Here is a 12,828-nt window from a genome sequence, read left to right on the forward strand (position 1 = left end):
CAGATACCTCCTAAAGAACTCCTCCAACATTTGCAAGAGATATTTTTTTGTTTAGTTTTTTTACAATTTTATCTATGTCAGCCTCTTCCCTTATAATTATTGTATTTGCTAACTTATCAAGAAATAAACTTCCATTTGAACTATTTCTCTTATATTGATTGGCCTCTTGTTTAGTTAAAAGTTTTTCTCCTTCGTGTGCTCTTATTAAATAATCATTTCTAGGAACTCTATTTATACCAAATGCTCCTCTTGGACCGCCAGCAGCATCTGCACCTTTTCCTATTTGTAAGCTAGGACCTTTTTTAAATATTTCTATTGTTCCTTTAATTGGGTGTTTAAAAAATTCTTTAAGTTTATTCCAAGTCTCTTTTACACCTTTAACTTTATCTTTAAAAAATGAATCAGCAAGATCTATTACAGGTTCCAGTATTCCGCTAACTAAATCGACCAAACCATTCCATATAGATTTAACTATACCTACTCCGCCATCAAATATTTGTTTAAGGCCATCCATTGTCTGATCAGCATTTCCTGTTATAAGTCCCATTACAACATTTATAATTCCAGATATAAAAGATATAATTCCGTTTATAATTCCAGAAACAGTTGTTATTATTGCTGTTAATGTATTTAAAAACCATATAAATGCTAAAATTATTCCACCAACAACACCAGCTATTGCTATTCCTATAGCTGGTAATAATTGTTGCCCTATTTGTGATAGGAAAGGCAAAAATCCTTGAAACCAAGCTTTAACAGGTGCAAGTGCTTGACCTAAGTTTTGAAATGCTAACTTTATGCCATCAGTAGACTTTTTCATATTATCCATTGGTTGGCTTACCTGGTCTACTGTATCTCCAACTTGTTTAGCTGGAGTAAAAAAATCAGTAATCGCCTGTTTAACCTTATCAAAACATTCTTTTAAATTATCTAAGTGTGGCTTTAAAGGTTCAAATGCTTTTACTAGATTATCTATATTTGTCTTGATATTTCCAACTAGTATATCTTTTAATTCATTAAATTTGTCTTTTATTGAAGTTAATGATTCTTTAAATTTATTCTTTAGATTTACTCCAGAATCTTCTAATACTTTTAGTGCAGGTTTAACATCATTTAATATTTTATTTTGTAGTTCTGTAAATTTAGTTTTTCCAGATTCAACTCCTTGACTTATAGAATCTGTCATAGGTTTAATAAAAGTTTTAAAATCACTAAATGAACCTTTTAAATTTGCCATTGTTTGTTTTAATCCACCTGTATTTGGTGCAGATTTCCCAGCTGCATCTGCTGCTTTACTTCCAGGTATATTCACATTTGTTTTAGTAGATATTTTTGCGGTTGCTTCAATTGGATTTTCTAAGAAGGTTCTTAAATCTCTCCATTTATCTGTAAGCCATTTCGCTTTATCCTTAAATAAACTATCTACAATATCCGCTACTGCTTCTATTGGAGCAGTTATAAAATCTATGAAACCTTTCCAAATTGATTTTATAATTTTAGTTCCACCATCAAATATTTGTTTAACTCCATCCATCATTTTTTTACTATCACCTGTGACAATCCCTATAATTAAATCAAAAATACCACTTAAAATAGATGCTAGACCATTTAATACATTAGTTATAGTATCTACAACAGCTCTAAATGCCGTTGCCAAAGTAGATAAAATTAAAACTAATTTTGCTATATGAAACCCTATTACACCAATTAAGACAGGCCCTAATACCTTCATTATCACACTACCTAAATTTAATATAGATGCAAATAATGGTCCAAGTGAAGATAATAATTCTTTAAATTTTTCTCCTAATTGTTTAAGTGCAGGCATACAAAAACTTACTATAGGTTTTGCAAATTCTACAAATGATTTTACTAATGAATTAACTTTATTTCTAAAGACTTCAGACTTAGCATAAGCAACAGTAAATGCTACTGACAATGCAATTATAGCTGTTATAGTCCATCCTATAGGACCCATTATAGCCAAAAATACTGCACTTAATGGCTTCATCCCGATTACAAAAGCTCTGAAAGCAACTTTTGCTTTTAGTATTATTGGAACAAAGAAACTAAATACTCCTATAGCCTTTGAAACAATTAAAGATACTGCTCCTATAGTTAATAAAAGTACACCAAATGCTCCAACTGAAAGCATTACATTGGTTATAACTCTTTTTATTGGTTCACTTAAGTTATTGAACCAAACCGTCATTTTAGTTAAATTATCAACTACAGATGCTATTGCTGGCTTTAGTTGATAGTAAATAGTGATTCCTGTTTCTTCAAGCGCTGACTTTAAGGTTGCAAGTCCGCCCTTAGTATTGTCCTTCATTACATCAGACATTGTTTTTAAGGCACCTTTTGAGTTATCTATCTTTTTCTTTAAACTATCATACTCATTTCCAACTCCATCAAGCAACTTTTGTAACGTTTTTAATTGAGTTTTTCCACCTATAGCTGATAAGTAATAATTTTTCTGTTTATCAGTCATATCTTTTGTTTTATTTGCAACTTCTTTAAGTACATTTGACATACCTTTAAATTTACCCTGATTATCAAATGCACTTACTCCAAGTTTTTTCATTGCTTTACCTGCTTGGCCTGCACCTGTTGTAAGGTTTATCATGATTGAGTTTAAAGCATGCCCTGCATCTGTACCTTTAACTCCTCTATTTGCAAGTATTCCCATAATAGCAGTTGCTTCAGATAATGGAACTTTTAAGTTACTAAATGTACCTCCTGCAACATTAAATGCTTCCATTAACTGTTGTATGTTTGTATTTGATTTAGTAGATGCATTTGCAACCTTATCTAAGTACTCACTTAATCCAGCGCCAGCTAGTACTTTGCCACTTTTACTTACTTTATCAACTTCTAAACACATAGAACTCATACTATCAGTTACTAAATCAGATGCTAAACCAAGGTCCATAGAGGCTGCCTCTGATAAATTAAGTACTGGCATTAAGGCATGCATTGATTTTTGAACATCCCATCCAGCAAGTCCCATATATTGAAGTGCATTAGCAGAGTCAGCGGCAGTTTTAGTTGTAGCTTTTCCAGCATCTCTAGCAGCCTTAGACATAGCTTCAAAATCACCTGGTTTTAAAGAATTTCCAAATGTAGCCTTAACTTGAGACATAGCACTTTCAAATTCTGTTCCAACTTTTGTTGCAGCAGCAAATGCTCCACCGACTCCAGCAGTTATAAGTCCTCCTGCTTTTAATGCACTTGTGCCAACACTTTTTAAATTGTTCTGGACATTGTTTAATGCTCTTGATGCTTGAGAGGATGAATCATGCAAAGCCCTAGTATTAGCTGCTACTCTTCTTAAAGTTGAACTTGCTTCATCTCTCATTTTTATTACTGCCTGTAAAACTTTTGTACTAGAACTCATAGATTAAAACAACCTCCCAGCACCAGATTTTATTTCTTCTTTTCTTTCATCCAACTCTTGGTCCATAAAAACACTAACAATCTTTGTTTCACCTTTAAGCATGTGAAAAGAAACGGATGGCATTATTCCTTTATACTTAAATAATAAGTACATTAAGTTGACTTTTCCATCCGTTTTAATTAGTTTTTTATTTCTTTATCTTTTTCCTTCTGTCTTTTTCTATCGCCCTCTGCATCTATACCATTTACCTTATTAACTTGTTCATATAAATTATCAATTTCTCCAGCTAATAGTAACTTTTTTATAAGGTCTTTAGGAGTTACTAGTCCGAACTTTTCTACAACTTCCATATTTCTAAACATTGGGCATGATTCAAGTATTGTGTTCACCTTAAGTTCGTAAACATTAATATTCTCTAAATTGCCACTATCAACATCCATTGAATTAACTCTTATCTCGTCAAAACGTTCTGGATCAATGGCATTACATTCAATTTCTAAAGTGTCATCTAATTTTTTACAATATAATTCATATATACTAGATGGCATTTTTAATTTACCTGCATCCATATTTAATAATTTTTCTACTGTATTCATATAATAAATTTTCTCCTATTTTTCCTTGATTTTATCTAAATATTTAAAGCCTTCAAATGTAAATGGAACCTCTATTTCTCCCATTTTTCCTGCTTCCCAATCAGCTAAAGTTAAATCATCAAGCATGCATCCATAAAGTGCAATTCTTTCTGATCCATATGAATCTGGATCATTCAATTTACTTACTATAGTAAATTTGAATGCTTTTCCTTCACTTAGCATACCTTCAACATATTCTCCAAATAGAGAACTCACTTTAAATAAAGTTGTAGAGCCCTTTCCTGATGCTCCAATGAGTTTTTGTCCAACCATTAATTGGCCACAAACTTTAACCTCTTCTTTTTCTAATTCAACTTTTGCCTCTAAGCCTTTTACAGCCGTCATTTGCCTGTTATCTATCCAACATTCTCCAAATGTTCCAGATATTATTCTACTTGGATCTATTTTTGCTTTCAAATTTTAACCTCCAAACTAACTACATAGAGATGTCTAAATAAACATCTTCCATAGCATCTATTAATTTAATTTTTGCTTTTAAAAATACAATTGTATCAGTGTTACATTCTTTTATTTGTTGTTCCTCCATATTAGATACATCAATATGATTTTCTTTTAACCATGCTCTCTGAGCATCTAAATTAATTTCTATTGTTGAACCTGGGTCAATTAAACCATCTTTTTCTAATTCTTGAAGATATAATTGTATTGCAACAATAAGTAAACACTTATTATCATAAGTGTTTGGTGTTTTTCCTATATAATTTTTTACAATTATTTTTTTAATATCGTTATGAATTTGATCTAGTGTATCAACCAACTTAATCTTTTTGAATATATCACCTTTTGAATCAGTAATTGTTGTAAAGGATGTTACCCCTCTAGCAGCAACTATAGAGCCACTTTCTTTTATTAAAATTAACTCTCCATTATTTATCTTTGCATTTGCTTCAACCCTTGTTAGTTTTGGTATGTTAGTTATTTCTGGTATATCTGCATATGTTATAGACTGAGTTGATGGAGTTCCTGAGATAAAACCTGCTAATCTTGGTAGAAATTCATTTGAAGTATATTTCTTACCATCAATCTCAATATCAGTTGTTGTAAAGTTTATTATACCTTCATAATCTGCTACATTATTTGCAGTTATAGCCTTAACCTTTATTTTATTATCTTCTCTCATCTTATTAATCCATGCTTTGATTTTAGGCAATTCTTGATCTGTCTCCTCTGGCATACAAAGGTAATTAAATTCACAAGTTTCAAGAAAGTCTAGAGCATCATCTATTGATTCATCTACATCTAATGCGTAGACTAATATCTTATTTGGAGGATATATATTTCCTCTCATCGCCATCTTTATATAGTCTAAATTGTCAGCAGAATAGCCATTTGGAATATCTTCTATTTCCTGTATTTCAATCAATCCTGTATTCTTTGTATCTTTTAAAATAAGTGCTACAATACCTCCAGAACGTTTAACAAAAGTTTTTCCTGCTTGGATAAAAGAAATATTAATTTCTGGTAGACCCATTTAATCACTTCCTATCTTTAAATCTACATTTTCCATAGTTTCATATGTTTCTTTACTAAAGTAAACCTCTTCAAAATAAGATACAGTCATTAGAAAAGTTAGTTTATACCCTACAGAATCTTTTACAATTGATGGAGATATATTCTCTATAGTTAAACTCCTATCTTTAACTCTAATGCTTCTATTAAATATTTTTTCTAATCTACTTTGTATGTCATATAAATTTAATTTATTTTTTCTAGCCTTTTGATAATATTCAACATCTATGAATATCTTTTTAGTATCTAAAACTTTATTTGCAATATTATTAGAAACAGGTAAAAGTTGCACAAAAAAACAAGCCTCCTCAAAGCCTTGTATATTATCCTCATTAATAAAAATATCTGTATCTTTAAACTCATTTTCTATTCTTTCATTAACTGCTATTATAATATCTCTGTTTGTAAGCAACTAATCACCTACCAATCAAATAAATTTGCTTTTGCGCTTGTCATATTTTCTTTTGTTTTTTCAATTCCCTTTTCAACCATAAAAGAGCCAGGGACAATGCCACCATTTTTAGTTGAATGGCCATCATTTACTAAAGTAGCATATTCAACCTTATCTTCAACAATATAAGTATCATATTCAGGCTGATTTTCTTCCCATCCATTTTTTAATTTTTCAGTTCTCACAGGTGTTTCATCTCTTATATTTTCTGCTAGTTCTTGCCCAGTTGCTTTTGTAAACTTCTTGATTTTTCTATTGAAATTTGATGCATTTAACTTTAAATCTAAGGCTAATGCTTCAAAAACTCCTAAATTATCTATTCCCATTATATTCTCTCCGCTTCTGTAATAGGTATTTCCATATGGCTTGGATATATATTTGCCTTAGAAACCTTAAATATAGCTTCTTCTCCATGACTATAAGTTGCATTTATAGTGTCGCCTGTTTTTATATCCACTTCTGGTCTGCAAAATAACTTTCTATTTATGACTATAGCTCCAATATCACCATTTACAATAGCTTCTTCTTTTCTTGAAATTGCACATGGGATATCCTCAGCTATAATAATATTACTAAAATCATTAGAACATGTTTCTTGATTCCAACCTTTTGACTTTCTGATAATAGTCATTTTATCAAGATAGGTCATTTCTAATATATCTGCTTCTGTCACTTAATCACCCCTTAGTACATATTAACAACACAAAATGGACTTAGAAATTTTTTATCAGCATCAGTTAAAAAAGATGATGAACTCATACTATTTTCAGCAGTTTGCAATGTTAAAGTATTATATTCTATTTTTGTATCACCTCTAGTTATAGCTTTTAAGTTTTTTTCTAGATTATCAAGTCCACTGTTTTTCTTAAGTTCCTCAAATCTTGAAGATAATATTGATATTATTTTTTCTTCCACAAACCCTTCTAGTGCTATACTTAATTCCTGTCTAGAACAATATTCTAAAACCATTTCACTTATTTTATTTATATAAAGGATTATTAATTTATCATATCTATCATTTTCTATTCCTAAAATTAACTTAATACTATCAAGCATTGTACTCATCTAGTAATTGGATTAATTCTTCTTTAGTTTTAGTTGAATATCCCTTTATATTTTTACCTTTAGCAATTTCCATAAGTTCTGGTTTAGATAGATTAAACAAATCATTAGAGATTGATTTAACTTTTTCGATTTTTTCCTCTTTTTTATCAATATTCTCTTTAGTTACTTCTTCTAAATATATTTTAAATCCCTTTGATACTAGATTATTACTTTCATATTCATTATTAGCAAGTCTAATAACGTTATCTTTTTTTAATACAAACATTTATTTCACCTCTACTCTTGAGTAGCCTTTGCTTGTTTTACACATGCTCTACAAAGTTTTATTGGTTCATCTAATAGCCATAAATCATGATACTTTCTATAATCTATTTTATAGGCATCAGCTGATTGATTTTGATCTGGAGTGAATATTCTTGGTTTATCTGTCTTAGATATTGCAATTGGAGCAGATGATGGAGTTATTAACCAGTTTATATCTAGTGCTTTTGCTCCTTCCTTAAATCCACCTGCTGTTTGACCAGATGTTTTACCATCCATGAATATATATTCTGTTTTCATTCTTTTTGATGGAACTTTTATTATAGGTACATTATCTATAGATTTTACAATTCTTTTTATATCTCCATCACCAAATTCAATATCATCAAGTTGAGTAGACTGTTCTAAGATACTTGCCACTATACTAGACATACTAATAATAAGAGGTATATCACCAGTTGAATCTTGAATTGATGCTATCTGATATTTTAATTCACTTAAAATACTCGCAGCAGATACTTCATAAGAATATTTTACACGTTCATCAACCTTAGAAACTTCTGAAAATATCTTTGAGTATCTATATGCATCTATTTCTGGTATAACATGTTGCTTTTGAAATAATCCCATTACAGAAGAGGCATTTACAACAAAGTTTGTTTCATTTACATCCATTGAATCAAGCATAAACTCTCTACTTCTATCCATTTCCATTCTTCTAGTTTCATACTCAAGTGTTATTGCTCCTGGAGCATATCCTTTAGATCTATCATAATCTCCTAAACCATCCATAGATACCTTAGGAATCTTTACTTCTCTACCTCCATCATATATAACTTGACCAGAGTTTCTTTCCATCCATCCAGTAGTTGAACCTACCACTATTTGTGAATCTAATTCTTGTTGAAAAAGCGTTACATATTGTAATACATTAGCCATTTATAAAATCCTCCTCTTTTTTAGAAACTATTTAAACCTTGTTTTATCTGCTTTCTAACCTCTGATAGTTCATTATCGCCTTCTTTTCCAGGTGGCGTATATGAACCATCTTTAATCCTTTCATCTACTCTAGATTGAATATATTTTTTCATTGAGTTTTCAAAGATATCTATATTTGCATTTGTTTTTTCATCATCATCAGATAGTAGATATTCAATTAAGTTTGTAGGTATTTTCTTTTCAACTAAAATATCCTTATATTTAGAAATCATTTCTGTATGTCTTTTTTCTTTTTCTAATCTATCCAATTTTTCATTTAGTTCCCTTATAGCCTTTTGTTCCTCTGTTTCATTTGTAGAAGTCCTTTTTAGAACTTCAGCATTTATAAGTGTTTGCATATCTTTTTTCTTAAAGTTTTCAAGTGCTTCACTATGATATTTATTTTTTTCGCTATCCATAAAAGATTTAAAATTAGTATCATTTAAAATCAAAGCCTTAAAATCATCTAATGTAAGTTCTTTTTTATCTTTTAATTTAAATAAATCTACATTTTCCAATAATGAATCTATTTCTGATTCCTCTTCTATATTTTGCAGTAGTTCTATCATTTCTTTTTTCTTCATAATTTTCTCCTTTTTATAAATTTAAACATAACAAATACACATATCAAATCAATATGCGTTAAAGAATAGGTATATATTCACATCTACAATAACAATGTTGTGGTAATGAAGGTCTTGATTCATTTACATAAAAGGTTAGACCATTATACATACTACAATCATTACATGTTCTAGAATCTAAATCAGCACAGTACATTACTTTTATAATACCTTGGGTTTTAAAGAAGTACTCATTCACTTCATTTTGGCATCTAGATACTTCAGATTCTACTAACCTTCTTGTTTGACTTGCTCCAGTTGAATATTTATCTCTTATTATTTTCTCTATTTTATTTACAGAAGTTTTTCCATTTAAAAAATTCTTTATTTCTTTTTTAAGAGATTCTTCTATACCTTTTTTATTATTCCAAAGCCTATCACTCCAATGCTTACTATCAACTTTGTTGTTTACTATTTTATTTATAATTTTACTGTTAAGATTATTCATGTCTCTAATTTTTACTATTACTCCTAATAAAATCACTAGATTTGAATACTTATTTCTAGATGAATCAGATAAAATGCTTTCTATATCTTTTATTTCTTCATCATAATTATTTGAATACTCATTTATAATTTTATTAAGTTTTGCTCTTAATCTTTTCTTATCTTTAATGCTAATATCTAGATATTCATTGAAAATATCATGTGAAAGCAGTATCTTAGCCACTTCTATTAAAAGTTTATCTCTATTTTCTCTTTGATACTTATAAAATGATTTTGTTCTATTTTCAGCAGATTTATATATATCTTCAGTCAATTTAGTTATAATCTTTTGATTCATCTAATAAAATCTCTCCCTCTGAAACTATTTCCTGTTCTTTTTTAGCCTTTTCCATTTCTGCGTGAGGATTATCAATAAAACTTAGTTGAGATAATCCGGTTTCAGTAGATAATTTATCTCCAAGTTGACTTAATATATTTGCTACAACTAAATCATCACGTGGTATCTTAGGGGTAAATTTAGCCTTAATATCTTTATAATCATAGTCAAAACCATATTTTTTATTAAGCCAAATGCACAATAATTTGTACCTATTAAATAAAGTATCTGCAATACTATCATTATTTTGGCTACAAATCCATTCTGTACTGATTAATCTTGCTATAACTGCTAGACTTGATGTATTACTTTGCATTTTTTCATTGTGATTTATATGAGATGTAATTTCATACATATTTTCTTTTATTGAAGATAGTGTATTTTGAACAAATGTATCATTCATGTCTTTAATAAGCCACTCTATTTTTCCATCTCCATTAACTTGAAGTATTCCAAGTTCTTTCATCCTTGGCAAATCTTCTTCTTTAATATTACATCCAGAGAAGGTTAAATAAGCATTTCTAAAATCACTAATTTCATTACTTATATCACTTAAATTAGTTTCATAAGCATCTTGTAACCCTTTTATATCATTAAATATTGTATTTTTTCCTAGTTCTTCACTTCTTTTGCAAATTGATATTGGCACATTGCCATCAAATATATTATTTACTGTAGGGCTTTCAACTTCTTTGAAATTTGAATCAAAATGATATATGTATTCTTTATCATATACATCTATATAAATATCATCTTTAAAATCTTTTTTGAATTCTCTTAAAAAGTAAATAAGTTCTCCGTCTTCATTCTCATAATGGCATCCATCTGATGGTTTTATTATTCTTACTTTCATTTCATTGTTTTTTACATAGTAAAGTTCATAGCATAATCCAAATAGTAGTGTGTATCTTAATAATTCTGAATCATGCTTTTTACTCCAATGGCAAGTATAGTATTCTAAGTCATTTATAATCTTCTCATCACCCAATCTACTTGTATAGGTAATTTTGTTTGCTAATGAATAAGCAACTTCTTCATTAATAAACTTTTTTAAGAAATTAGTGTTTATTTTATTATTAGATCTCTTGGTAACCATTTTATAGTTACTAATAGCATCTGTTTCACCTTTATAATACTTATACATAGTGTTGTATTCTTGCTTTTTTAAACTCCAGTCCTCATATATTTCTCTTAATAAACTTAAATCTATTTCCACTTAATGCATCACCTCCATACAATCAAAGACCTAAATTTCTTCTATCTAATAGTGTAATACTTTCATTTACTTTAATATTAAAAATCCTATTTATAAATTCTGCTGATATATCTGGTGCATCATCATGTAGAGAGTACTTTTGTCCTGTAAAATCAAGGATTTGCTGTATAAATGCCTTATCTTCTTCTGCAAAAATCATTTGACCTTTATTTAAAACAGGTATTAAAGTAGATATCTTATCATCCTTATTTTTCTTCTGATGTTCATTGATGATTTCTATATTTCTGTAGTAAAGTACATCATCATTTTTTATTTTAAGTTCTAATTGATTAGCATCTGCACCATTAAATGTATTTTTTTCTATATAAACATGTGTTATATCTGGATACACTTTTAATAAATAAATCATATGGTCTATATATTTATCAAAATCAGTTCTAGCATTTATTTTAGCTAGTTCTGCTAATCTCCCATATAGTAAACCATTATCTGACTCACTCCCAACAAGAAAAGCACTATAGTCATGTTTAGACCCACCAGCAGATGCTGGATCACATAATAGCATTGTCTTTTTGAAGTTATGTGTTTCAATACATTCCCTAGATTCAGTTCTTACTGTTTTAAACCATTTTTCACCTATTGAATTTACATCATTTTGTACTTCCTGTTTAAAAGAGGTTGGGTTTTCATAATAACTTAAAGCCATATCTAAACAATCCCAAAAACTTGGCCACAATATAGGAAATTTCATTTCTTTTTCATTATCCCAGTAAAACTCTTTAGCATCTTCAAGATGATTTGTATTTTTAAAATCAAATAATAGTTCTTTGAATTTTAGCCATAATCCAGAGTTAAATAATTCATCTACATTATCAACTAAAACTCCTTTTTCACATTTAAACTTCCATGTTGGTAAATTCTTTAGCCTACTATAGAAACATTCTTTGTGTTGTAAAGTACCCAGTGCTATAAATGTAGTTCCTCTTTTTATAGTTTTACCATTTCTTATAACTGGTTTTTGTGCAGCATATTTTACGTCATCAGAAAATCTTTTAAACTTTTTTTCTCTAGCATCTTCTGTTCTAACATTTTCCTCTGACTGATAGTCATCAAGTATGATAAGATCAGGACGATTATTATTGTATTTTCTTCCTCTCATTGGTGATGAAGATGATATTGCTTCAATAAAGGTTTTATTAGTTAATTCTAATTGAGTACTATTACAAATGTATTTTCTATCATTGTCATTTAAAAGTACTCCAAATGCTTTTTTGATATACTCATTTTCAAGCAAAGCATTCTTTATATCTTTTACAAATTTTTCTGCTGTAGAACCTATATCTGAACAAATTAATGTGTACATTTTATGTTTATAACAGTGTGACCATACAGTTGTTGCCAAATCTCCAAATGCACTTTTACCTGTACCTCTTGGATAAATTCTTCCTAATTGTTGTGATCCATCTCCAATTATAGATTCTTGTATATCTTCCCATAACTCATGATGAACTTTAGCTATAGGTGCAGCAGCATTATCTTCCTTTGGGAGATAGGTATCTTGCATAAAGTACATACAGAAAAATTCTAAATTTATTTTCCCAAGTTGATAGGCAAGACCATTAACACCAAAAAGATTATTTGCATTAGACTTTATAAGTACATTTGCTTCATTTTCAGCATCTTTTATTGCTGCTCCATTTCTTATAAAAGTCTTTGCTAGATAACTAAATATAAGTTGTATATTTCTTTCTAAATTATCCACTGGTATTTACATCCTTTTATCTCTTCTATTTTCTTTTTAGGTTCAGTTAATAATATAATTAATAAAATGAACAATATAATTTTTTCT

General features: G+C 29.1%; 15 protein-coding genes. All 15 read right to left on the reverse strand.

Annotation, left to right across the window (positions count from 1 at the left end):
* Positions 1–10: 10 nt before the first annotated feature.
* The 15 genes from ACTG45_RS21390 to ACTG45_RS21460 are packed head-to-tail and all read right to left on the reverse strand — an operon-like array spanning position 11 to position 12,741.
* Positions 11–3,397: a phage tail tape measure protein gene (locus ACTG45_RS21390; protein WP_479920388.1), complete on the reverse strand. Its 3,387-nt coding sequence runs from the start codon at positions 3,395–3,397 to the stop codon at positions 11–13.
* Between the two features lie 3 nt (positions 3,398–3,400).
* Entirely contained in the window at positions 3,401–3,550 is a 150-nt protein-coding gene (locus ACTG45_RS21395; RefSeq protein WP_227483663.1) for a hypothetical protein, read from the reverse strand.
* Between the two features lie 26 nt (positions 3,551–3,576).
* On the reverse strand, positions 3,577–3,993 hold the full coding sequence (locus tag ACTG45_RS21400) for a phage tail assembly chaperone (protein ID WP_479920389.1): 417 nt from the start codon (positions 3,991–3,993) through the stop codon (positions 3,577–3,579).
* Positions 3,994–4,008: 15 nt separating this feature from the next.
* A complete protein-coding gene (locus tag ACTG45_RS21405) occupies positions 4,009–4,449 on the reverse strand; it encodes a phage tail tube protein (RefSeq protein ID WP_479920390.1) in 441 nt (146 codons plus the stop codon).
* Between the two features lie 19 nt (positions 4,450–4,468).
* Positions 4,469–5,524 carry a phage tail sheath subtilisin-like domain-containing protein gene (locus ACTG45_RS21410; RefSeq protein WP_479920391.1) on the reverse strand — a complete coding sequence of 352 codons (1,056 nt, stop codon included), beginning with the start codon at positions 5,522–5,524 and terminating at the stop codon, positions 4,469–4,471.
* Positions 5,525–5,974, reverse strand: coding sequence for a phage tail terminator family protein (locus tag ACTG45_RS21415; RefSeq protein WP_479920392.1), 450 nt, complete (start codon positions 5,972–5,974; stop codon positions 5,525–5,527).
* 8 nt (positions 5,975–5,982) lie between these two features.
* The gene (locus ACTG45_RS21420) at positions 5,983–6,339 is read right to left on the reverse strand and encodes an HK97 gp10 family phage protein (protein ID WP_479920393.1); all 357 of its coding nucleotides are present in this window, start codon (positions 6,337–6,339) and stop codon (positions 5,983–5,985) included.
* Positions 6,339–6,686, reverse strand: coding sequence for a hypothetical protein (locus ACTG45_RS21425; protein WP_021382798.1), 348 nt, complete (start codon positions 6,684–6,686; stop codon positions 6,339–6,341). Before ACTG45_RS21425 ends, ACTG45_RS21420 begins: the two co-directional genes overlap by 1 nt.
* Before the next feature lie 11 nt (positions 6,687–6,697).
* Positions 6,698–7,069: a phage head-tail connector protein gene (locus ACTG45_RS21430; RefSeq protein WP_479920394.1), complete on the reverse strand. Its 372-nt coding sequence runs from the start codon at positions 7,067–7,069 to the stop codon at positions 6,698–6,700.
* Positions 7,062–7,343 (reverse strand): Rho termination factor N-terminal domain-containing protein, encoded by a 282-nt coding sequence (locus tag ACTG45_RS21435; RefSeq protein WP_169470313.1) that lies wholly within the window; start codon positions 7,341–7,343, stop codon positions 7,062–7,064. Before ACTG45_RS21435 ends, ACTG45_RS21430 begins: the two co-directional genes overlap by 8 nt.
* Before the next feature lie 11 nt (positions 7,344–7,354).
* Entirely contained in the window at positions 7,355–8,278 is a 924-nt protein-coding gene (locus ACTG45_RS21440) for a hypothetical protein (protein WP_479920395.1), read from the reverse strand.
* Positions 8,279–8,298: 20 nt separating this feature from the next.
* Positions 8,299–8,901, reverse strand: coding sequence for a DUF4355 domain-containing protein (locus ACTG45_RS21445; RefSeq protein ID WP_021382802.1), 603 nt, complete (start codon positions 8,899–8,901; stop codon positions 8,299–8,301).
* A 58-nt stretch (positions 8,902–8,959) separates the two neighbouring features.
* Entirely contained in the window at positions 8,960–9,724 is a 765-nt protein-coding gene (locus tag ACTG45_RS21450) for a minor capsid protein (RefSeq protein ID WP_231301563.1), read from the reverse strand.
* Positions 9,702–10,979, reverse strand: a complete 1,278-nt coding sequence (locus ACTG45_RS21455) for a phage portal protein (RefSeq protein ID WP_479920396.1) — start codon at positions 10,977–10,979, stop codon at positions 9,702–9,704. The genes ACTG45_RS21450 and ACTG45_RS21455 overlap by 23 nt, the downstream gene beginning before the upstream one ends.
* Before the next feature lie 22 nt (positions 10,980–11,001).
* Positions 11,002–12,741, reverse strand: a complete 1,740-nt coding sequence (locus ACTG45_RS21460; RefSeq protein ID WP_479920397.1) for a hypothetical protein — start codon at positions 12,739–12,741, stop codon at positions 11,002–11,004.
* Positions 12,742–12,828: the final 87 nt, after the last annotated feature.

Source organism: Clostridioides sp. LIBA-7602, assembly GCF_056688945.1.